This is a genomic window from Psychrosphaera sp. B3R10 (genome assembly GCF_018861025.1).
Lineage (GTDB): Bacteria > Pseudomonadota > Gammaproteobacteria > Enterobacterales > Alteromonadaceae > Psychrosphaera > Psychrosphaera algicola.
The window spans coordinates 176,702-201,717 of sequence record NZ_JAHKQH010000026.1 but is presented as its reverse complement, the minus strand read 5'-3'; the positions used below and the strand labels follow the sequence as shown (position 1 = coordinate 201,717).

General features: G+C 39.8%; 13 protein-coding genes. 5 read left to right on the top strand and 8 right to left on the bottom strand.

Annotated elements, in window-relative coordinates; all coding sequences use genetic code 11:
• The 4 genes from KO525_RS10375 to KO525_RS10360 form a co-directional block, all read right to left on the bottom strand.
• Entirely contained in the window at positions 1-717 is a 717-nt protein-coding gene (locus KO525_RS10375; protein ID WP_215963734.1) for a spondin domain-containing protein, read from the bottom strand.
• 10 nt (positions 718-727) lie between these two features.
• Entirely contained in the window at positions 728-1,429 is a 702-nt protein-coding gene (locus KO525_RS10370) for a spondin domain-containing protein (protein WP_215963733.1), read from the bottom strand.
• A gap of 258 nt (positions 1,430-1,687) precedes the next feature.
• Positions 1,688-2,365 (bottom strand): response regulator transcription factor, encoded by a 678-nt coding sequence (locus KO525_RS10365; protein ID WP_215963732.1) that lies wholly within the window; start codon positions 2,363-2,365, stop codon positions 1,688-1,690.
• A 188-nt stretch (positions 2,366-2,553) separates the two neighbouring features.
• On the bottom strand, positions 2,554-7,092 hold the full coding sequence (locus tag KO525_RS10360) for an alpha-1,6-glucosidase domain-containing protein (RefSeq protein ID WP_215963731.1): 4,539 nt from the start codon (positions 7,090-7,092) through the stop codon (positions 2,554-2,556).
• A 346-nt stretch (positions 7,093-7,438) separates the two neighbouring features.
• On the opposite strand from KO525_RS10360, the gene KO525_RS10355 reads away from it, so the two are divergent.
• Entirely contained in the window at positions 7,439-10,681 is a 3,243-nt protein-coding gene (locus KO525_RS10355; protein WP_215963730.1) for a TonB-dependent receptor, read from the top strand.
• Positions 10,682-11,011: 330 nt separating this feature from the next.
• The gene (locus tag KO525_RS10350; RefSeq protein WP_215963729.1) at positions 11,012-12,337 is read left to right on the top strand and encodes a sugar MFS transporter; all 1,326 of its coding nucleotides are present in this window, start codon (positions 11,012-11,014) and stop codon (positions 12,335-12,337) included.
• A gap of 557 nt (positions 12,338-12,894) precedes the next feature.
• Here the strand turns inward: KO525_RS10350 and KO525_RS10345 are convergent.
• A complete protein-coding gene (locus KO525_RS10345) occupies positions 12,895-15,660 on the bottom strand; it encodes an alpha-amylase family glycosyl hydrolase (protein WP_215963728.1) in 2,766 nt (921 codons plus the stop codon).
• A gap of 605 nt (positions 15,661-16,265) precedes the next feature.
• Here KO525_RS10345 and KO525_RS10340 point away from each other — a divergent pair.
• Complete coding sequence (locus tag KO525_RS10340) at positions 16,266-16,532, top strand: transposase (protein WP_215963727.1); 267 nt, start codon at positions 16,266-16,268, stop codon at positions 16,530-16,532.
• A gap of 64 nt (positions 16,533-16,596) precedes the next feature.
• On the opposite strand, the gene KO525_RS10335 is transcribed toward KO525_RS10340, so the two are convergent.
• The 3 genes from KO525_RS10335 to KO525_RS10325 all read right to left on the bottom strand — a co-directional run bounded on the left by KO525_RS10335 (position 16,597) and on the right by KO525_RS10325 (position 22,130).
• Positions 16,597-18,618 (bottom strand): glycoside hydrolase family 97 protein, encoded by a 2,022-nt coding sequence (locus KO525_RS10335; RefSeq protein WP_215963726.1) that lies wholly within the window; start codon positions 18,616-18,618, stop codon positions 16,597-16,599.
• A gap of 207 nt (positions 18,619-18,825) precedes the next feature.
• The gene (locus KO525_RS10330) at positions 18,826-20,724 is read right to left on the bottom strand and encodes a glycoside hydrolase family 13 protein (RefSeq protein WP_215963725.1); all 1,899 of its coding nucleotides are present in this window, start codon (positions 20,722-20,724) and stop codon (positions 18,826-18,828) included.
• Positions 20,725-20,816: 92 nt separating this feature from the next.
• The gene (locus tag KO525_RS10325; RefSeq protein ID WP_215963724.1) at positions 20,817-22,130 is read right to left on the bottom strand and encodes a HAMP domain-containing sensor histidine kinase; all 1,314 of its coding nucleotides are present in this window, start codon (positions 22,128-22,130) and stop codon (positions 20,817-20,819) included.
• A 530-nt stretch (positions 22,131-22,660) separates the two neighbouring features.
• Between KO525_RS10325 and KO525_RS10320 the strand changes: the two genes are divergently transcribed.
• Both KO525_RS10320 and KO525_RS10315 read left to right on the top strand, forming a co-directional pair.
• Entirely contained in the window at positions 22,661-23,221 is a 561-nt protein-coding gene (locus tag KO525_RS10320) for a hypothetical protein (protein WP_215963723.1), read from the top strand.
• Positions 23,222-23,565: 344 nt separating this feature from the next.
• The gene (locus KO525_RS10315) at positions 23,566-24,987 is read left to right on the top strand and encodes an alpha-amylase family glycosyl hydrolase (RefSeq protein ID WP_215963722.1); all 1,422 of its coding nucleotides are present in this window, start codon (positions 23,566-23,568) and stop codon (positions 24,985-24,987) included.
• The last annotated feature ends 29 nt before the right edge of the window (positions 24,988-25,016 follow it).

Sequence of the window (25,016 nt, the reverse complement as noted above, 5' to 3'; positions counted from 1 at the left end):
TTACTCCGTTCTTGTAATCGTTATTTTTGCTGTCGGTTGGTCAAACTTATGGGCTTGAGTCAATACTGAGGTAGACAGCCCGTCATGCATTGACACAACACCGGGATGCATAGTGACTATGTCGGTATCATCACGTTGCGTATCGAAGCCTGCGCCGCCATCAGCAGGTCCAGGCATAGTGCCTGCACTTTCGCTATTGGCTTCTGTCCCGGCATCATAGGCCCCAACCATTTTGGACCAACTGTCACCAACACCGAGATCTGCCAGCGGTATACTATTAAGACCGGTAAACGCGTCATTTGTATTCACAAGCATTGTTGCAAGTGACAAAAGAGACGTTGTGTTGTCCTCAATGGTGATCGAAACTGTTTCCGATTGACCGGGCATTAAGATACCTGCACCCGCCATAGAAGCCGTTACGACACTTTGGGTAAATAGCTCTGAGTTATCACCAGACTCAGCAAGTTTTTCTAAAGCAACCGATGCACTTTCACCAATCTGCCATAGTTGCCCATCGTCATGTAATACAATCGAGATAGGTGAAAAAGGCTGACTATAAGTTAGGTTGGTAACTGTAATTGAATACGAAACGTCAACAGGAACTGGCATTTCGACAACCATCATATCGTCGTCATCGTCACTGCTACAGGCAGATATCAGCAAGGCGCTTGATACGACTGCCGCCATGCTTATTGATTTTAATAAATTAGGTTTCATGAGGTACTCCTTATTTAACCGTAATTGTCACTTTAGCTACCGGGTTTAACCAACGATGAACTTTGTTATTCACATCTGACATGCCACCAGCAGCGTCGTCATCACCTAAATTTCCTCGGTGTATATGGACGACTTGAGTCTCTTCCATATCTGTCACGCCCGTGCCACCTGTGCCATTGTTTCCAGAAGGATCTGCGGGAATACCTAAAACACCCGGCATGCCGCCGCCATTGATAATTTCATTATTGGCTTCGGTGCCAGCGTCATAGCCATTTAGATAAACTGTATATGTGCCAGCCGTCGTTGGAATTTCCCAACTATCGAGCCCAACAAAACCATCGTTTGTTGGCAATAACATAGTAACCAAAGATAAATGGGTGTTAGTGGCGGCTGTAGATAACATGGTCATAGTTGAGGTGCCTGGCGCTAATAGACCCGCCGCTGGATTTTCAACAACATCAGCATTGATGCCCATTAACATTGAAGACAAACCTGAAATGTCGCCGCCTTCAGCCATTTTTTGCAGATCTTCACTTGCCGCCATACCTGTTTTATATAAGTACGCATCGGCACCATGTGCTGTAACAAGCAACGGGGTAAAGTGTAAACCGTGAGTTAGATTAGTGACTTTAATGTCGAGTTCGGCCGACAGTGCGTTTTGTGAAAATAAGACGGCGAGTGAAGGAAGTAAAATTCGTTGTAGTTTTTTCATGTTCTTTTCTCTTGTTAGTTTTGACCCTAACAATCATGAATCGAATTTATCCCAAAAGTATCACGACAAAATCACAATTTGATAAAGAAGATGGTGTTTTTTGGTCACAACTCAATATTTATGTCTTTACAGAACAAATATTAAGGGAATTGGAGGTTGGAGGAACTAACAATAAATACAAATAGAAGATAAACCGGCGTGCGATGGCAGGCTAAAATCTAACACTACGATAGGTTTAGCCTAATGTATTTATCGTTATTATGCTGGCCTTAACTCAAAACCAAAACCGGTAATGATGTGTAAAATAGGAGATTCAAATGGCTTGTCTAAATTTTTTCGTAATCCGTGAATATGGACTTTTAAGCTGTTGCTGTCCGGGAGTTCATCACCCCAAATCGCAAATTCGATATCGGATTTTTTAACGGGTTTTGGATATGCTCGGGCGAGTGTTTCTAAAATTATCCAACACGACGGCGGCAAGTTTAATTTTATATTGTCGCGAAATGCAATGTGGTTATCTAAATTAAGCTCTAGACCTAACTCTTTAATTTTTAATAGCTTCATGTTGCCGCTTCGGCGTTTGGCTAGAGAAAAAATACGGGCAAGAAGCTCTTTCATTTCAAAGGGTTTGGTCAGGTAATCATCGGCACCACTGTCAAATCCTGTTAACTTATCGTCAATTTCAGTCAATGCAGTTAACATCATTAGTGGAACATCGTATCCCTGTTCTCTCACTTTTGAACAAAACGTATATCCATCCATTTCAGGCATGTTTACATCACTTATGATGACATCGTATTTGTTGGTTTTCAGTAGGTTTAACGCTAGATTCCCGTCGCTACAATAATCACAAACAATGGAATTTAATTCCAAATAATGAACAATTGAGATAGCGAGATTTTTATCGTCTTCAACAAATAGGACACGTAAATTCATAAAGTAAACTCTTTGAAGTGAAATGCGATATTCACTTATTTAGCGGGTGTTGACCCTATTTTACTACAATAACGAAATATAACCGCAGTTAATGAGAGTTAACTAACATCTTTTATATTGTTAAAACCAAAAGGGCATCAACTTTTTAGTTGATGCCCTAATATAATCAGCTTGTTAACTGCATAACTTTATTCATTCACTGCTAGGGCTTGAACAGCAATTTCCCCGAGATTATTTACATCATCAATGGCGTGATAAATAATTCGTAATTGTGTCTCTTCATCTAACGCTAATGTAATGGCGTCATCCACGGTTTGCGTCGCAACAAATCCACCGTTTAAGGTAACTTGTGCGCCGCCTGAATTAGGATTGCTCCAAGATTCAGCGGCAATCTTAAAGAACTTGTCAAATGTTAAGTCTTCATTTTGAACAGCAAGTATGTCCAGTGCGTAATATCCAGCGCCATAGTATGTCATAGGTCGACTTGTATCCCATATCGAATCAAAACCTCGGACGTATAAGATTTCACCCGCATAGGTCGGCACTTCTTTACTTATCGTTACGATAGGAGCGGCAGGGTTATTTGCATTTATCACAAAGAAGTACAGGCCAATATCGTCAATTTGCAACGTTGGTGCAGGGTCGTACGAATCGGTAAGAATCGACATATTTATAGACTCATTTAACGTCGTTTGAAACTCGTTACCAATTCTGAAGTCCCATGCGGCATTAGCAAACTTGTAATAAAAGTTGCCTGTTGCTGTGATATCGACCGTACCTACATAGGTATTGTTGCCGACATAAATCATTGGATTGTCTTCAGACCAGCCATTAAAATCACCGCGAATTAACAACTCTGTTTCTCCGTAACTCGGTTGCGTCGAACCACCAGTCACAGTAAGTGTCGGCATTTTGGGGTCTAATGCATTTAAACTAAAGGTATAGCGGCCGGCCGCGGTAATATTAATAGTATTGGTTATTGCTGACTGGCCAATCACAATTCCCGTATCGAGTTCGATTATGATATCACCACCAACGTTAAATTCAGATAGATCATAATCGCCAATAGTAAAGTTGTGAGCACCTACATTAAGCGTAACTGTCAGCTCATATATACCATCACCCATGTACTCGAAAACCGGTAAATCATTACTCTCATTTGCGTCGTTATGCAGATAGATAGTGTGATTGTTGTAAGGGGTTACCGAAGGAAGTCCGACACTAGCAAAAGCGCTGTAGCCGGTACCTTGCTCAACAACCTGTGGTTTAATAAATACGGCTGTTGTTAACGCTGGAACGACCAATTGGCCACCAAAGCTAGTCGTTTGGTAAAACGCCTTTTGGGTTGCCGCGTCATGTGAACTTTGCTGAATTGAATGCAGCTCAAATTCACCCACAATGTCTAAACTTAATGTTTGTTGATTTAATCCGCCATTAATAACAACAAAAATGGCATCAACGCTAGGGTCTAAGTCAACTCGTTGCTCGTCATCATCACATAAACCTTCATAATTAAGTTTACTGACGACACAACCTTTTCCATCATCAATACTCATTGCAATTAAATTATGCAACGCGTTTTGGCCAGTATTGTGGAAGCCAACTCGGTCAATGATGTCATCGGCTGTTGTTAAGCGAAATAGTGGACTTGATTTACGGATCTGTAAAAACTCTTTAACAAGTTCCGCACTGCTATTTATATTGTCAGAATAAACCTGAATATTGCTATCCATTAACAGGGATTTGGCTTTAACTTCATCGCTTAACATAATTGGTAAAGCGACATTCCAGTTGTTGGATTGTTGTGTAAAGTCCACGCGGTTTATCCAGTCACCGCCAGTGTTACTTAGAGTTGACATTGATTTTGAGCGCAATAAATCGCTGCCCATTTGCAATGACGGTATACCTTGGCTTAACAAAGGGATTGCCATAGAGATTTGGTGGGCACGAATACGTTCGTCAGGTAAAAAATCACCCGCCAAGTTATACTGTAGCGCATCAAATAACGTTTCTGAATTAACCGTTGCAATGGTATTGACGATCTCGGCAGGGTCTTGAACTAGACTATTCGTATAAAGGTCTTTTGCCTGATTTATATTGCCCATTTTATTTTCCAATCTGTAGTTTGCAATATTACCCACCATAGAAATGCGCAATTTATCTATTTCATCGATAAACTGCGATTGATTAAATAGAACTGCACTTGTCACCGCATCCTGCATATTGGCATTAACCAATCCGACTTCTGTATTTGTAAGGGTTGTTGCATTGGCTGCAGTAAAAGTCGAAAGCGCTATATTGTTGGCAGAGCCATAAATATAGGTATTATCGTTTACGGCTTTAACTGCATTCCGAATGGCTAGCAAGCTGTCACTTGGAATCAAGTCAATAGCAGTTAAGTGGAAAGCGTCAATATTAAAATGTTTGCTATAAGTGACCAATGTATCGGCAATGAGCTTAGTCATCATGGCGTGTTCAGATGCGGTATCTTCGGCACTTGTTACATCTAAAATACGTCCTGTTTGCGGGTCGCGTCGATGATAATACCCTGGAACGACTTGGTCTAATATCGAGTCGTCCAATAAGCCTGAATCGTTGGTATGGCTAAAGTCAAAATCAAGAGAGACTTTCAACCCCATGTCATGTAAAGCCTGAACCATTTCACGTAATTCGATTATCCGAGACGAGTCAGCAGAGTTTGTGGCATAAATACCTTCTGGTGCTGTAAATAGATTGGAGTTGTAACCAAAGTCGTACGAGTCGATGTTTACTAATTCTGATAACAAGTCACGAGATTTGTCTGATGTCGAATCTAGGCCGGCTAAAATGTCGCCTAAGGTCTCTGTGCTGTTTTCGCCAATATCTAAGCATACCTCAGCGCCTGGTTTTTTACCGCATAACTTACTTACCGTATTGCCTAAGTTCACCGAAGATTCTGCTCGGTCGTCAATGTTCGCAATATTGTTAATCGGCATCAGTTGCACGTGCGTAATACCTGCATCGGCCAATGATTGAAGATGTTGCACAGGAGAGCTTGTGCTATCAGTAAAGGCTAAAAATTTACCTCGATGTGCTGGCGTTGTTGACTCATCTAAGATACTGAAGTCACGCACATGGCCCGTATAAAATACGTAGTCCTCGGGATTAACCATGTTTACAGCTGTATTTTGCGTCCAGCCGCTTGGCAATAAGTTCGCATCATCTAAGTTTACGTATTTTGAATATTCCGTATTGGTTGTCAGATTCACTGAATATGGGTCGACTACATCAAGGGATTCGAATTTACCAGTCTCTGAATGAAAAACACTAACTTCGTATTGGAATAACTTTTGGTCTACGTCGGCTGCTGAAGCTTCAAATGACCAGATCCCGGTAAGGATATCAAACGTCATTTCTTGAGATTTAAATAGCTCATAATCCCCGTCGACAAATACATCGTTATAAATATTTATAATCACACTTTGTGCCGTTGGCGCCCAAAGAGCGTTTTTAACTTTGCCGTCTTCATAAATCACGCCAAGAGTTGCTTCATTTGCGTCGTTGTTGCCTTGCGTATAAAGCGCGTCGATAATTTTTGCGGTTTGCACACCTGTTGCTGCAATCATTTCTTGGTCGGCGTTTTCAGCTACTACAGTGATTGTGCCTTGCAAAATAGTTTTGGCTAATTCAGGTGTAATGTCAGTGTCGGTGGTAAATACTGAAAAATTACTTGCTGCGGCGAGAGATGATGCAGCTTGTTCTGGTGTTAATAATGAACTGTCACCTTGTCGAGTAAATTCAATAAAATCAACTCCTCGGTAACCGTCGCCTGGGAAGAAACGAATATCGCCTGGACCGTAAAATAGTTTCACACTTTGGGTCATAGGACCAAACGAGTTTTCTAATCCACTGTCACCTAACAAAATGGTGCTTGTATCTATCCAGTGTGCATACCACTTAGGATCTACGCGGCGAACGCTTGTGGCTAATTCCCCAGGTGGCACGTAATAAGGGTTAATACTAGAGCCGGTAATTGGTGTAGAGAGCTCATTATGAATGTAATTCATATTGTCAGGATTATATAAGCTAGCGGTTGGATTATTGCCAACGTCGCCTCTTAAGTCATCAATATGGCCACGTATATCGTTGTTTATGTCGTGCACAATGTAATGAACACAGTCGGTACGACGCGGAACACCTTCTTCATTTACGTCATCAAGTGGCAGTAATTTAAATTTCCAAAATAAACCGTAATTTTCATCAAAGCCGTCAGGAAGTAGTCCGCCGGTCCATGAAGTTGTCCAATATATTTTTTCAACTTCTTGGTAATTGTTGCTGTTTCCTGGTTGTTGATAATCAGGGTCCCATGCATTACAAACGTCGTTGTTCCATGCATGAATTACCCATTTATTTTCGTTGTCAGGCGGCGAAAGTAAGGTCTGTGGGTCGACATTGGCAAATTCATCGCGCCAGTAAAATACGGTTGCCCAGTTGCCGTCTTCTGGTATCGCTTCAGCCACTTCAAGTGGTGCGAGTGGATGACGAGCCAATGGAAGGCATGAATGTGAGTCATGGTCATAAAGTGCATTTTCGCAGGCTAACTCTACCCGTTCACAACTGGTGTTAGCGTTCTCATCTAAAATTGGCTCACCAAAACTATCTGCAGCGATAGTATCTGGGAAGCGGCATGTCAGTGGGGTTTGTAAAGTGGCTTGAAATTCGCTTTTCAATCCTTCTTCATTTGACACGTCACAGCCAAATAATGATAAGAGGGTACTACTAATTACACACGTGGCGAATATTCTACTTTGTATTCGTAAATTCATGTTCATTGTTATCTCACACTCAGCGGTTTATCAGGGTAGAAATTTAAGATCCCCGACAATTTATTAGTAATAGGGTTAAGGTGTGGTTAAGACAAAAATTATTATTTGACGAGTTAATAAATGTCGCCAATTCACCTTAACCTTTCCTTAACCACTTGCTGTTTATGCTCGATTTAAATGCTTACATACCACTTTATTGGGTTCTTTTAATATCGTGGATGAATACAACAAATCAATGCAAGATAAGCGAAGTTTAGGAATTATTCACATGCACAATTTTAAGCTTAATCAACTTACGATGTCGTTAATACTCACGGGTATGAGTTTTCAAACTATATCAGTTGAAGTCGATGATAAAAGTAAAATTTCAACTATTAGTCAAACAGAAGTCGCGAGTAAAGTTGAGAGTGAAGTAAAGAGTGATGAAAACAGCGATATCGAAGTTATCCAGGTGACCGGATCGTTTCGACGCAGTATGGTTGAATCAATTAACATCAAGCGATTTTCAGATACGATAGTCGATGTCGTAACAGCAGATGACTTAGGTGCATTGCCTGACTTATCCATTGCTGATGCATTAACTCGTTTACCGGGAGTAACAGCAGTTAGAACGGGTGGTCAATCAAGTGAATTGAATATTCGTGGTTTATCTGGCAATTATGTATTCACTACTATGAACGGGCGTGAGCAGGTATCGTCAGACGGTGGCCGGTCGGTAGAGTTTTCACAGTTTCCTTCTGAATTAATAAGCAGCGCGATGGTGTACAAGTCTCAAAAAGCCTCACTAATAGAAGGCGGTGTGGCCGGTACGGTTGATTTAGGTACGTCAAATCCTTTGGATATGGAAGATGACAGCCAGTTTCATGTTAATGCTCAGTTAACTGGAAATTCACTTTCAGGTGAACATCCTGACGCTGCGTCGGTTGGGCATAGATTAAGCTTTTCATATAAAGGTAAATTTTTAGACGATACTTTAGGTGTTGCGATTGGTGGGGCTAGTTTGTTTGCACCATCAGTGTCAAACCAGTTCCTAAGTGGTGCGTATTCCTATCAAAATGTTCGTTTAGATGGCATCCCTGGTTTGACGGATTGTCTCGCGGAAGGAGAAGACATACAACCGAGCTATGAAAACGTTAATTGTATTTCGTATACCGATGGTTTTGAATTAATGACCCGTGGTGGTGAAGATACACGTAACGGGATCATGGCAGCAATCGCATGGCAACCAACCGATAACTTTACGTTAAAAGCAGATGTTTTCTATTCGAAATTTGATTCAAAATTGTGGGAACGCGGCATTTTTATTAGTGGTCTAGGGTCTATCGTATCAAATGACATTAACAATTCCGTTGATTTAATTGACCCTGTTGTTGTGGGAAATGACACTGATGGTTATTCGATAATTGGTGGTGAATATCACAGTGGTTATTACACACCGTTTGCTACATATGAGCCTGGTACGTGTGACCAGTTAACGGCTGGTACGGTGTCGGTTCCTTGTCAAAATAGTCAACGTATTGGCGGCTCTAATCCACTTAATATCAGAACATCGTCAGATAATAGCAGCCGTTACAGCGATACGATTACGGTTGGCTTAAACGCAGAGTGGTTATTTGACGACTTAACGATTGCCATAGACTTCTCTCATTCGAAAGCGTCACAAGATTTTGTCGACGCTGAAATGAATCTGATGATGTTTGACGACGCAAATGCGGTTACGCCTAAAGTTGATACGGATTTAGTTGTTAATTATCAAACAAATGGTTTAAAAATCCCTGAAGTTTCTATAACAAATGAAGCAGGTCAGTTAGTGGATTTCACCGACATCAATAAAATGATGGTGGTCAATAACGCTAAATTCCCACATTTTGAAGAAAATCAGGCAGACGCTTTTAAGCTCGACCTAGTGTACGAACTTGATTTTAGTATCATTAGCACTGTTGAAGCTGGGTTCCGAGTCTCGAACCGTCAACATAATTCATTAAGAAGCATGTGGTCTTACGGTGGCCCTGGTCATTATGAAAATGGTGTCCATAGAAACCTTATCCATCAAGACGTAATGCGTGCTGGTAATTATATTAGCTATCAAAATGGTCAAGAAGTGGCTCGTTTTCAGCCTTATAAGCTATCAGCTAATGAAGTAACGGCAGTACAGTTAAGCGGCGAATTTTCTACGCTACCAGCCTTTTTAGCATTTGACCCTGATGAAATCAGTAACAAATGGGCAGTTGATGCAAATGGCAATCCGCTATCGACAGACGGTGTTGATGTATGGGGGGTTGCTGCTTCTTGGTCTATAGGAGCTGATAGATTTATTGAAGAAGACATTCAAGCGGGCTATTTACTTGCTAATTTAGATACCGAAATTGTCGGGCATGCATTAACTGGTAATATTGGTTTGCGTGTTATTAAAACAACACAAGAAGCAACTGGTGTTGTTGAGGCGCCAAATTCTCAAACAGTTGCCTACGATGACAACGGCGACCCAATTAGAGATAACAACGGTCAAACCGTATTGGAAGTTGTTGGCACTGGAGATTTGATTGTTGACGATGTAGGTGGTGAAAGCTCTGATTACTTGTACCGTACGCTTGAGCATTCGTATACCAACATCTTACCGTCAATAAATTTAACCTTTGGCATTACTGATAATCAGTACTTTAAGTTTGCAGCGGCAAAAGTTATGGCTCGTCCACAACTGACAGAAATGGCGGTAAGTGGTGGTTATTCATATGAATATGACCGAGCTCGCGATGGTAAAAATGTCGTTAATATGGCAATGGGTACCAATCCATTTATTGAACCCTTTTTAGCAACTCAATATGACTTTACCTACGAATATTATTTTGTAGAAACAGATGGTAATGCATTTGTTGCTTTGTTTAATAAAGACATCGAGTCATTTACCGAAACTCGTACGCTACAAAACTATGACTTTGCCGGCAATGGCATTGATGTTCCAGTGTATTCAGACATTGGTCGTGCAGTTGAACCTGGTGACATGATCATGACGGTAAACAACGACCAAGGAGGTTACATTCGTGGAGTTGAACTTGGTTATACGCAGGTTTATTCAATGTTACCAGGTGCGTGGTCTGGTTTTGGTTTTTCTGGAAGCTTTTCGTATACCGAAAGTGAGATCACTCGTAATCTAGATGTGGGCACAGGTCGTGAAGATGTGGGCGTACCACTAGAAGGATTATCTCCTAGAGTTTATTCAGCGACCTTGTTTTATGACTATGAGGGTTTTGATACTCGCATTAGTACCCGCTACCGCTCTGAATATTTGGGCAGAGTGAGCGGTACATCGGGCAATATCGCTTATGTTACTGAAGAAACCATTATTGATTGGCAGGCGTCTTACGATATTACCGACAAGTTTAATGTACTCGTATCGGTGAATAACTTAACGGATGAAGCTAACCGCTCTTATTATGGAGACAGGTCTAAGACCGGTAATATTCAATACTTTGGCCGTAACTACTTTATGGGCATTGATTACACTTTTTAATTTGTTAAAGGCAGCATTACAGCTGCCTTTTTATTGTCTTTTATTTAGAGGGGTTATGGCCGTAAACTATAATTTAATGATTAAAATCAAAAACCTCTACTTCGGTAACCGCTTATTAACTTCAGGTCCCATATAGTGATTTCAGACTAATCCCCCCTTGTTGGCAACAAATTTATGCATGTAGTTTGTGAATAAAACGACCAATAAGGATTCATTTAGTCATTTCAATTTAAGATTAGGCAATGGCGTTTAGCGCCGTAAATAAAGGGGTCGAAGCCTTTGTTTTACACTTGGTCTTAAACAATACTAATCACTAAGAAGGAACAATTTATGGCAGTACCAGAACAGGCAATATTGAATGAATCAGCAGGTAAAGGGCAGTTAATAGAAGGGCAAACTTTTAGTTTGGGAAACGCTCAAAATTCAGCCAATTCACTGGAGGATAAAAACTACAAATTTGCGCTAAGGTCATTGATCGCGTTGTTTTTTATGTGGGGTTTTATTACTTGCCTCAACGATATCTTAATTCCCTATCTAAAGGGGTTATTCGCCTTAAATTATACACAAGTCATGTTGGTTCAATTTTGCTTTTTTGGGGCCTATTTTATTTCATCGATACCTGCGGGCAAGCTTGTTAGTAAAATTGGCTTTCAAAAGGGCATCGTCACAGGATTACTAATAGCCTGTTTAGGATGTTTACTATTTTATCCGGCAGCCAGTTATTCGTCTTATAACTTCTTTTTGGGGGCGCTTTTTGTTCTCGCGACGGGAGTTACACTATTGCAAGTTTCCGCTAATCCATTTGTTAGTGTGTTAGGTGCAGAAAAAACGGCCTCGTCTCGACTAACACTTTCGCAGGCGTTTAATTCATTGGGTACCACGCTTGCACCATTTTTTGGCAGTTGGCTAATTTTGTCGTCGATAACAGAAAATGACATATTGGCTATACAAATACCTTATTTGCTTTTGGCCGGCGTTCTGTTTTGTTTAGCCGTTATATTTTCCTTCATTAATTTACCTAAATTAGGCGCAAACAACGTTGATGGCGACCAAAAACAAAGTGAAGGTTCGGCGTGGCAGTTCCCCAAGCTCACCTTAGGAGCAGTCGGAATATTTGTTTATGTCGGTGCTGAGGTTGGGATCGGCAGTTTTCTCATTAGTTTCTTGTCGATGGATTCTATTGCGGGTTTAGAAGAGTCCCAAGCTGCTAATTATATAGCCTATTATTTTGGCGGCGCGATGGTCGGCCGATTTATCGGTGCTGCAGTAATGCAGAAAATATCAGCTGCAAAATTATTGTCATTTAACGCAATGTGCGCAGTGCTTTTGTTGTTGTGCGTTATGTTCTCTACGGGGTATTTAGCCATGTGGGCAATATTATTGGTTGGTTTATGCAACTCAATAATGTTCCCCACCATCTTCAGCTTGGCAATTACTGGATTAAAAAAGCACACCAGTCAAGGGTCTGGCATTTTGTGCTTAGCCATCGTTGGCGGCGCGATTTTACCGTTGATTCAGGGGAGTATCGCCGATGCGATTGGTTTACAATATGCGTTTGTCGTACCTGTTCTTTGTTTTGTTTATATTGCATTTTACGGTATTTATTGCGCAACACCATCGGATAAATTGGCAGCCAATGCCGTTATTCCTAAGTAATAATTAGATTTGTGGAGACGAGTTAACCTAAATCGTCTCCTTGTTAAGAATGCCGTCCATTTATCTATCGAACGCGGTTATTAGACCTGCTGAACTGTTATTACATCATTTATCAGACGTTTTAACTGCTTTTTACTTCCCCAAACACCTGTTTCAATGTTATTTAAGGCGAGGAAAAGCCGCTTTGTTTACCTCTCCAAATCTACATCAGTCACTACGTCAACCGATTTCCACGAGTTATCTAGTTTTAAATGTGTACATGAATAAACGAGCTGTAATGCCAGTCAACTTCATATGTGTGCTTGTCTCCGATGTGCTGAACATTGGAAAATATGCAGTGATGCCTACTTGGCTGAATTGTGTCCTGAATTCAGTTATGATCTGGTTTTTAAAGGGGGATAGCAGTGATTAATAATGTGGTAAAACTGTTTTATGTGCTACTGGTTAGATTAATAATCATCCAAATTATTAGACATTAAAAACCTCAAATATGGGGGTTTGAGGTTTTTAACATTAACTTCTAATGTAGTGTTTTATTTATCTTACTTTCTAAAACGCTAATCCGAAGGGGGAAGTGGTAAAGATAATACCGTAACTTCACCTTCGTTTGTGGTGTCGTCAATTGCATGATAAATAATACGCAATTTAGTCTGCTCAGTTAAACCTAAGCTCATTGCATCGTCAACTTCTTGTACTACCACAAAGTCGCCGTTTAATACAATTTGTGCGCCGCCTGCATTGGGATTGCTCCAGGCTTCTGAGGCTATTTTAAAGTACTTGCTGAAACTCAAGTCGGCATTTTGATTTGCGATAATATCAAAAGCGTAATAACCAGCCCCAAAGTAAGTCATGGGTCTAGATGTGTCCCAAATATCATCAAAGCCACGGATGTAAAGTGGAACACCAGCGTAAGTTGTAATATCTTTGCTTATGGTTAATACCGGTGCGTTTGGATCTTGGGTATTTAACGTAAAGACATAAAGTCCTATGTCGTCAATTTGCAGTGTTTGCGCTGGGTCATAATCATCCGTAAGAATTGACAAAACTAAAGGTTGGTCAAGTGGTGCTATGCCTTCGGCGCCAATTCGGAAGTTCCATTCAGCATTAGCAAATTTGAAATAGAAACTGCCAGTAGCACTGATATTTGCGGCACCTATGTAGGTTTTATTCCCAACATAAATCATAGGATCATAAGCTGACCAACCATTAAAATCGCTGCGAATATACAATTGAGTATCTCCGTAGGCTGGACCCGCTTCAGCATAATCTTGAGTAAGTAATACATACTCAAACGCACTTAAGACAAAATTGGTATCTAAAACCACAGTTTGACCAGTTAACGCATTGACATAATCTCCCTGTAAACCTTCTGGAATAATGAAGGTGTTTTCTGTTTTTAGGACATTGGTTAACATTACCAGCCGTTTGTCGCCATGTGTTTTTTGCACAGCGACAACTGTGTCATCTGGATAGGACTTTTCAATCCCTAACTTGGTAATTGTTGAATCAGAATAATAAGAAAGTAACTGTTGATACTCGGCTAATACGCCTGCGTTTTTGGTCCAATCAATGATGTCATCGCCATAGAAACTGATGTTTTTTTCTTCACCAACTTCTTGGCCACTGTAAATTAATGGCACGTCACCGTAAAATAAATGCAATGCAAATTGTGCAAGTGCACCTTGTTGTGCAAGTTCGGTAAATGCTGTGCAATCTTCTTCTATTTGAACGCAAGCGATTTGAATTGGATTTTCTTCCCACGCAGATAGGTCATGATTTGTTGAGTATCGTAGTAAATGTGTACCCGCTTGCATGTTGTAGGTTGAGTTTTGTAATTCTTGACGAGCGGTTACTAGCGTCGCATCTGCAGTTTCAATGGCGTCTTTAACACTGGTGTTCGATTCCCACGAATAGGTTAAATCAAACCCTAAGTTTAAATGGTTAACAGTGCCTTCAGCCAACATAATGGCGTTGGGGTTAACGTCTCTGATTTGGCTGATGGCGGCTTGCCAGAAATCATCTGGAACCCCCTCAGCGTAATCACATCGGAATCCATCTACGCCAATGTTAATCCAGTAAATCATACTGTCGATCATTGCAGCACGCATTTGCGAGTTGTCAAAATTCAGATCTGCAACGTCATACCATGCAAATTCTTGAGGTTGTACAACGACATTGTCTATTTGGGTATACCAGTCTTTGTTTAATAACCAAGGATGATTCCACGATGTATGATTTGCCACCCAATCTAAAATAACGGACACGCCACGTTTGTGTGCTTCATTTATCAATAACCGTAAATCGTTAATATCGCCAAGATTTTCTTCAATAGTAAGGTAGTCAGAAATCCCATAAGGGCTTAGGCTGTATTCTCTATCAGGTAATAAATAGTTTACGTTAAAAGTCGTTTCGGTTGTGCCACCACGAGGATGAAGAGGCATTAACCATAGGGTATCAACGTTTAAAGAGGTTATGTGATCAAGTTGCGCTGTGACCTTTTGCAACGCGTTGTCGCGGCCAAGTACGCTGAAATTCATTTCATAGAAAATCCGGTCCTGGGTTGCTTTAGATTGTTCCGCCGTCAACGGTGTTACTTCACATTCAAAGTTGCTTTCAAGTGTTGGTTTACCATCTTCACATGACACGGTTGGCCCTGTGGCGACAAATTCCAACCAGTTTAAGTCAACGCCCGCTTCGTCGATAAAGACCTTCAGCGTGTGCTCACCGGCTGAAATTAGAGTTTTAGTCACGCGGCGCGTACTCCAACTTTTATCATCACCAATAACATGATTAATTGTGTCTAAGCCTATTGGTTGGTCATTGAGATAAATACTGTATTGACCTGCACCTGTTGAGGAGGCAACACGGCTGTTTAATTGATAATAGCCCTCTGGTAAAGTGACTTTATAACTTAGCCATTCAGCAATTTGGGTGTCTCTAATTGCATATCCGGCGTCTGTATCACCCGCAGTAAAAATATCCACGTTGTCATTGCGGTATTGAGCTCCGGCATTCCCATCGGTTAAATCAAGGTATTCAATATAATCTTCTGCTTGAATGCGGATTGACGTTAAACAACCCTGGGCATCAACTTCTGCATTGCTTATGGTTTCGCTGCACATATCTAACTTGTCTGCGATACCATCTAGATCAGTATCAATAAATCGGTCGTCGTCATTTGCCACAATGGGAGGTGTGATTGGTAATGGCGTACTTGCTGTTGTTTCTTGTTGATTGGTGGCGTCATCACTTGAGTCAGAGTCGCTAGAGCAACCGCAGAGCAGCGAGAAAACACTAAGCCCAATTATTATTTTTATATTCATGAACAAACCCTTAATTATTATTTTTTTCAAATTTTGTTTTTAATTTGAGTTACCGCTTATAAAGAGAAATGAACAGATACAGACTAGTGATTGTTATCCAAGAGGATAGTTCCATGAATAATAATTGTCCGTATAACATCAAGCACAATTCATAAAAGATGGTGCAATAATATGTTGGGCGGGGTTAATTTTTGGTTAAGAACTCCTGTAAATAATTTATCTCATTCGTGTTTAAATATAATCTATTAATATTAATTCGTTAGGGTGTGACTGGTCTCATTATAGCGTTTGTTGTCCTTTGATATTCTTTTAAATAGTAATATCTATTTATTATAAACTTAAACTTAAACTTAAACTTAACCTTATTCTAACCTTGCATAGTTTAAGATTAATAAACACGGCTATACGGATTACATTGTGTTTCGGTAACTTAGAATGCCGTTCAGTGGAATGATTGCATTAAGGCATTTTTAAAGATGTGTTTAGAAATAACGTAATTTAGCTGAATACAATTTTCAACACCCCTTAAAAAGGACAATTCGTAAAAGAGATTGCCCTTAATAAGTTATCGGTAATAGATACAAAGCGTAGACAGAGTTGCAGTTATGCCCAAAAATTATAGTGACGAATTTAAACTCCAATGTGTAAAAACGATTATCGAAAATCAGATGACCATCCAAGCCGCATCAGAAAAATTTAAGGCGGGAAAAAGAAACTTGGTAAAATGGCTTCATTTGTATGAACAGGGTATGTTGTTGCCAGATAAGGCAAGATTAGATGCGCAAAAACTAAAACAATTGGAAAGAGAGAACAAACGTCTAATCCGCGAAAACAGCAAACTTAATGAAAAGTTAAAGCTACTTTCAGCATAAGACTATCGAGGAACGATAAGCCTTACAAGATTAACTTAACTTGTAAGGCTTGAAACTGCATTGATTATTTAGCTGAAATTCGAATTGCTTGACCACCACCGGGTGCCAATATTAAAGGTAATTCATCGGTACTGGTCACTTCTATTTTCTCTATCTTGTAAGACTCTGGATTTGTTTCGAAGTGGGTGTCTGTATCGTCACGATAAATTTCCGCAATAAACGTTTGGCTTTTTGGCAAAAAATCCAATGTTAATCGTAATGTGCGGGCGGTGTTATTGGTGCCGCTGCCGATAAACCATTCGTTACCTGTTTGACGCACAACCGTAATGTATTCACCTATTTTTGCATCAACAACAAACGAGCTCTCAAAGTCCATTTTTAAGTCTCGAATAAATGTAAATGCCGGATGATCTTCGTAGTTTTCAACGGCATCGGACGCCATTTGTAACGGGCTGTATAATATCACCATGTCGGCTAATTGCCTGGCAAGTGTGGTATGTACACGATAGTCACCCGTTTGCGGTTCGCCTGCCCAATTGTATCGTTTACCTTCAAAATGACTGTAATCGATATCAAAAATACCAGGGGTATAATCCATAGGCCCTGCTAATAAACGAGTAAAAGGCAGTGTTAATAAATACTCTGCAGAATTCCCTTCACTCCATGCATTCCATTCACCGCCTTTGGCACCTTCACGTGTCATCATATTTGGCCATGTGCGTCGAATACCTGTGTCTTTGATTGGCTCGTGGGCATTTATCATAATCTTATATTGTGCAGCGAGCTTCACAATTTTACGGTAGTGATTAACGCCATATTGGCCTTGATGATGCTCGCCGTTAATAAAGCCTTTTTCTGCAACATAGCCGGTTTTTACGGTGTTAATACCAAGATCGGTATAGATCTTAAAAATTTCTTCAACGTGGGATTCATAGGCTTCAATTCGGCCTTCCGTTTCGTTGTGGCCAATTATTTTAACGCCTTTCTCACGAGCATAATCAGCCACTTTTTGGAGGTCAAAATCATCGGCTGGTACCACATAAGCCTCACGTTTTCCCCACTGTCCCCAACCTTTGTTCCAACCTTCAAATAACACACCGCCAACATTATTTTCAACGGCAAAATCAATGTACTTTATGGCGCGTTCTGTAGTTGCTGCATGGCGTTCACCCATATTCCAAGTTCCAACGCCTAAATGGATCTCCCACCAAATGCCCATGTAAGTCATTGGCTTAATCCAGCTGGTATCCGCTAACTGATTTGGTTCGTTCAAATTTAAAATTAAGTCTGAATTAGCAAGGCCTGCGGCATTATCGCTAATTTGTATGGTGCGCCAAGGCGTATTAAAAGGAACGGTTTTGACCACTTTTTCGCCATTCGCCCAGGGCACAAGTTCGGCTTCTAATGTATTTTTAGTTTTAGAAATCAGAGTCATACTAGAGTAGTCAGTTAAAGCCGCTTCATGAATACTAATATGTAACCCATTTGGTGCTACCATAGTCAGAGGGGTATTTGCATGTTTAACTTGTGAAAGAGGCGTATGTTGATAAGGTTTTTCGTAAGAGTCATAATTGGCTTCTATCCACCATGCTTGCTGCTCCGTAGGTAATATAAATTGAGTTTTTTCGTCCATGATTACGACGTCATTCATGGAGTCTTGCTGAGGAAATTCGTAGCGGAAACCGACACCATCATTAAATGCACGAACTCTGACATTTAGTAACCGGCCACCGTCTTTCTCTTTAAACTTGACCAACAATTCGTTATGACTATCTTGGTGTTGCTTATTTTGCCCCCAAGGTGAAGTCCACTCAGTCAAAACTGAGTTTTGTTTAGTTGTTAGTACCTCAAATCGGTCGAGCGTGGGCATGTTTTTAAAAGCAAACCCAAGTGCAGACGTATCAATCACCATTCCTTTAGTTTGATGCAAAACTTGGTATCCTATTTCTCCCTTTTTGTTGACAACAAATTCTAACGTTAATGTTTTATCTGGCGAGGCAACTGAAAGCTGGCCTGACTTTGAAGGGGCGTTTTGTGAACAAGCGGCGATGACAAACACACTTAAGACGGCAAAAATATTTTTCATACTTTTCTCTGTTTAAACTTAATCCGTTTCCAAAAACAAACGGATATTATTTGGATTTACACTTAATCTATATAGTGCAGGGTTTATTAGGGAAGGAGTTTATAAAATAAAGAGTTAAGAATAGGTTAACAACATGCTCCGATAATGAGAACAGCACTTAATTTTTTTTCGCATTAAGTGCTGTTTAATAACTAGCTGGAAAGCATTTTATTTTACTTTAAAAACAGCACCAGATTTAGGTTGTACCGCAATTGTCATGTAGCCGTTGTTGGCAATCACATTATCGAGAGTAGTTAGATTACGGGCTTTACTAAACGATAAAGACGAAATGTTAACCGTTTGAGCTTCCCCTGAGTTGTTAATTATCACCCAGATAGTTTCGTCTTCAAATTGACGCTGAAACGCCAAAATACCATTTTTATCGTCCGTGACTAAAGTTTGGTAGTCGCCGACACTTAATGCCGGATGAGAGTTTCTTAGTGTTATCATTTTTTTATAATGTTCCCGTAACTCTAAATTAGCACTGACTTTATCGGGTGCTCTGTGACTTCCATCGGGGTTGGTTATTTCGTCCTGATAGTTAATGTCAGACCAAATCATTGGTTTTCTGCTATCTGGATCATTACCGCCCCACATACCAACTTCGTCTCCATAATAAATCATTGGAGCACCGACATAGGTCATTTGCAGGGTGACAAATAACTTTTGTAAATTAATTTCTTGTTCGTTAGGTTTTCGAACATTGTAGTCTCGGTTATTGCCAGCTTGAGAGAGGTTGAAATATTGAGCCCAATCTCTAAAGTTACCAATACCGCGATTAACAATATGTGAACCGATCCGATTTGAATCGTGGCTACCAAATAAATTTTGGACTGTGTAGGCAACACCTGCTGGATACAAGGTACGAAGTTCAGCCAGTTTTTGGTCAAATTCAGTCGCAGTTATTGCTATGTTTTCGGGATTAAAAAAGAATTCAGATGCGGCAAAGGCAAAGTTATAATTCATTTCGCCATCAAACTCATCACCTTGCATATAAGGTTTGACATTGTCGGGTGTATCAACAATCTCTGCGGTCAAATATGCATCTGGATTGAGGGATTTCACATGTACGCGCCAATCTTTCCAAAACTGATGTGCAATACAAAATGCAACATCGAGTCGCCAGCCGTCGATGCCATATTCGGCGCCTTTCCCCTTTGGATTCATCCAGCGTTCGGTGGCTGCGAATACGTAATCTTTAGGACCTTGTACTAGGCCGTTTTCATCTTCTTTAAATTCAGGAAGGGATTTAACGCCAAACCAACCTTCGTAATCAAATGTGGTTCCGGCTTCTTTATCGTCAAAACTATGCACAATAAACCAGTCTTTAAACGGTGATTTTTCCTGGTGTTGCATTAAATTTTTAAAAGCAAAACTGTTAACTCCCATGTGGTTAAAAACACCATCAAATATGATCTTAATGCCCATTTTATGTGCATCTGCAATAAGCTTAAGGGCTAATTCATCGGCTGATGTCCAAACCCAAGAGTCTGGGTCAAGTGGGTTTTCTTGGTCTATTAACTTTCTATCACCGATCGGATCGGGACCAAAATTGGGTGAGACATGATGGTATGAAACCGCATCGTATTTATGCAACGATGGTGAGTCAAATATTGGATTTAAATAGATGGCGTTTATACCTAAATCCTGTAGATAAGGCAATTGGTCAATGACGCCTTGTAAGTCACCGCCATAACGACGGCGCAAAAGATGTTTCCAAAGTTCTGGTTCACCATTGGTTGTTTCATACTCTTGCAGTTTGTACCAGTCACTTCCCCAGGGGTGAAGTTCCCAAGTTTTGGCCGGTTCCGCAGGATCCGCACCTTTAGCATCGATAAGTTGTGGATCGTTTGTTACGTCGCCATTTCTAAACCGTTCGGGGAAAATTTGATACCAAATGGCACTTTTCGCCCATTGAGGGACAAACTCCTTTGAAAAACGGTCGTCTTGTTGGGACGCACTGATATTCGAATTTTCGGTAGTGACTGACTTAGGCAAAAATATTGAATTACAGCCTGGAATAACAATTACTAAAAGCGGAATTATTGCAAAAGTAAATTTATTCATTGTGTTCCTTAACTAATTTAGACAGTAAAGAAATATAAATAAATTGAGGTTAAATAACGGTTAAGCTTTTGCATTTATTTTAGGGTTATCAACTATTTTTCACTGACATCGATGATTACGTTTGCCAATGACAACTCGACTGAGCGGCCCTTATCAAAGTTTTCGACGTTATAAACGAGGTCTATCTTTTCAACAATACGCTGTACAAGAACCAAACCTATACCAAAACCATCTAAATTTTTACTATTCCCAGGCGAACCCATGTTGGTATTTACAATAGAAAAACTACTACGAGCAACGGCGATATGGACAAGCCCCTCGTTGGTATTTTGAAATGCGTTTCGGATCAAGTTGTTCAAGGCTATTTGCAATAATGTTTCCTGACTAAAAATGGTCAAGTCGCCGCCAGACATAATGATCTTCACATCTTTGTTTTCGATAATATGGTTATTTAATTCAATTGCTTTGTTTAAAATTTCAACAATATTACAGTCACTAAACTCTAGCTCGTTTTCTGTTGCTTTACCTAGCCATAATAGAGCTTCGGTTTGGTACTTCATATCTTCAATCGCAATTAACATTCGGTTAAGAACTTTGCGTTCCTCCGAGGACAAGTCCTTCATTATGACTTCGAGTATTTCCATATTAACGGAGAGCACCGCAACCTGAGTGCGCAGCTCATGGCTGCTAAAGCGGGCAAACGTATGTTCTTTCTCTAAAATGTCGCTAAAAGTATTAAGACTATTACTCATGGTATGGGCAAGGAAATTAATGCCGCCAGAAGCCAATTTTGGTGGCGGTTGAAACTTCTTAGTTGTGGACAAAGTATCGGCCCAGTTAGCCAGTTGATTTACCATTTTTCCGACGTTATTTATTTGCATAAGTTGCACGATTAACAGTATAGATATTAGGGCAATAGCAAGAAATATTGCTGGTTGTAGGCCTTCACTTAGGTGTGTATTTAATCGAGCGTCATTAATGGCGTTACTGGTATAGGCATAGGCATAAAACTGAATACCATCAACGTCAACCGGATAAACTAGGGTGACATCGGATACCGAAAAAAAACCTTTAAATTTGAGAAAAATGACATTTATTTGTTCATACACCAAATCATCTTTACCAACGTCAGCCGGCAGTATTTTAGATAACTCATTAAAGTCATCAACGAGCTTCATTCGTTGCGTTCCTATTATCTCTTTATTTTCGCCGATAAAGCGGTGAGGGTTGGCGTTTATTCTAGAAATTGAACGATTGGTAAACTCGTTGAGATCTTCACTTTGATCATGAACGTATTGTTGTTGAAAATGCCAACTAGAATAAGCAAGATACAAAAATATAAACAAAATAGCCGATATCGTAACGACAAAGGTTATTTTAAATTGCCCTAACTTAAAATTGATCATTTTAAGACTGCCTATGGTGGTTAGCGTAAAACATGCCAGTGTGACAAGTTTGGTTTCTAGTAGATATATTATTTCCCTGACAAAATTTCTTAACGTCAGCAAAATCAATTAAGTAACGATTTGATAAAAAGGTGAATCGGTACCGTAAATCAATGGTATCTTTCAGCCGGATGTCCTTAATAACCCCTTCGTTTTTGTTCAACGATTGGTCAAAGATCACATGCGCTCTTAAGCTTGTGACAATAGCATATATTGTTTGAACACATTTATTGTTGGTCACACGTTGCCTTGTTTTAATCGTCTAATGACTATGTTTAGTCAATCAAAACGTTGTTTATTAATTTACTGTCTGTGTTAGTACTTAACATTTTGTATACAGCTAATCATGCCCTAACACCACTTAACGTTATAATTAATGAAACATTCGTATGCATGCTATATTCCTTAAAAAACAATTTCGCTATGATGAATTATCATTTGTACAATTTGATTTCTTAGCTGCACTTAACGTTAATTTATAAAGGTTTGATATGTCCACTTTACGATTTAACATAAAATCTTGGTTGTTGTATTTACCTTGTTGTTTTGGGCTGCTATTAGGTTGTGATAACAATTACTTAGTTGAAAAAGCGTCTGCACCACTAACAGAAGACAGTTTTTACAAACAAAGTGGTTATAAACTTGACTTCGATTTATACTTGCCCAACTCATATACCGGTTGGAATCCAACAATCTACAACAAATTTACCTATGACGCCGATAAACAATTATACGTCCTAAATAATCTCGATATTTCAAAAGCACCCATCGATAATTACGGCCAACGATTTAAAATTACTAGCAAAGATTGGCAACATGAATTTGGCTTTACCAATACCAACTCGTTTATCGAAGAGTCAAAATTTGGACTGGTCAACAATCGTCCGTCAATATTTAAAGTTAAATATTATTCAGTATTAGCGGATTCAAAAGATCTCTACTTTGAATTACCGCATAATGCCAACCCATCGGTATTAAATATCAAACTTAAAGTCACGTCAGAAGCCACTCCCCAGCAAGCATGGCTGATGGTGAGTTATGTTGAAAAGTAGATTCTTTTTAATCTATTAATTTTGTTTGTTAATGACATTGTTTAAGTCGTTAATACCACAGTAATGCAGTTGTGGTTAATTTCGGGTTAAGTTAACCCTAATTTCTACAACAAAATTTGTCGAATATTGTTACGCCTATTGCCTTTATTGCGGCAGCTTATAAATCAACACACCTACGTAATCGTATTGTCTAAGTATTCACTGACATCCTTCTTTTTTAAAATCTTAACCCTGCTTTAACCCTCATCAAATCATTCTACGAATGCTGACGCTACGACGTTTATATATAAACAAACCGATCATGCGCTGTTGGCATGAAATTTATTTTAATGAGGAATGCACGAATGAGTAAATCAACACATCTAGGCTTACGCCTGTTCGCTCCTAAAAACATTGGCAACTTGCTGAGTTCACGAGTTCGCTTTAAACGTGTATTTCTATCGATAATGGGGGTTTGGGGTTTCATTTTTAACAGTTTTGCACTGGAATATTCACAATACGCTGTTCCTTTTAATAAAGTACCGGCACCACAGGATACGGTAATTTATCAAGTGAATATGCGAGCATTTAGCCCAAGTGGTCATTTTCAGCATGTTACTAATCGACTCGACAACATTAAAGCGCTTGGTATTAATGTTATTTATTTGATGCCGATTTACCCTAATGGCAAGCTTAAGTCGGTTAATTCACCGTACAGTATTATCGATTATAAAGGCATTGCAGCAGAGTACGGGACGTTAAAAGACTTACGTAACTTAGTTGATGGTGCTCATGCTCGTGGAATGGCCGTTATTTTAGATTTTGTCCCAAATCACACTGCCTGGGACCACCCTTGGGTTCGCAGCCACAAAGACTTCCATTCACGAAATAGCAAAGGAATGCTAACAATCCCAAATGGGTGGGCCGATGTTGTGCAGCTTAATTTTGAAAATAATAATATGAAACAAGAACTGATTGATGCTATGCGTTATTGGGTTTTTAACGCCAATATTGACGGGTTTCGATTTGATTATTCTGACAGCCCAACTTTGGCTTTTTGGGAAGATGCTATTAAGAGCCTGCGCTCGATTAAATCACACAATCTATTGTTATTAGCAGAAGGCGCGCGAAGTGAAAACTACGCATTGGGATTCGATTTCAATTTTGGTTTTCATTTTTTTGACCGACTCAAAGACGTATTTAACGGCGGTGATGCACGCAAATTAGATAATGAACATGCGGACGATTACAAAGATTCAAGAGCGGATCAGCGGATTGTAAGATACACAACCAATCATGATGTTAATGGCGCAGAGGGAACACCTCAAGTTGTATTTGGTGGAGAAGCTGCTTCAATGTCTGCTTTTGTTATCGCAGCCTACATGCAGGCAACCCCAATGGTTTATAACGGTCAGGAAATTGGTTTGCCCTACGCACTAACATTTCCATTTACCAGTCAAGATATTGATTGGAAACGTAAATCTTCGTTAACGGCGGAATACACTAAAATTCTTAAAATGTTTAATGAAAGTGAAGCTTTGCGCCGAGGGTCGTTAGAAGCTTTTAGTTCAAAAGATGTTGTCGCATTCACACGTTCAACCAATTTAAAACAGGTGCTGGTTTTGGCGAATACAAAAAAACAGAGTGTTAGCTTTGACATACCTAAAACGGTATCGGGTAAAATGTGGCAAGATGGTTTTACGGGGGAAAAAACTGACTTGACTGGTAAGGTTATTTTACCTGCTTTTGCTTATCGAGTTTTTACGCGGTCAGTTACAACACGCTAAAAAGGAAAGGTCACGTTCACAATTGTGTT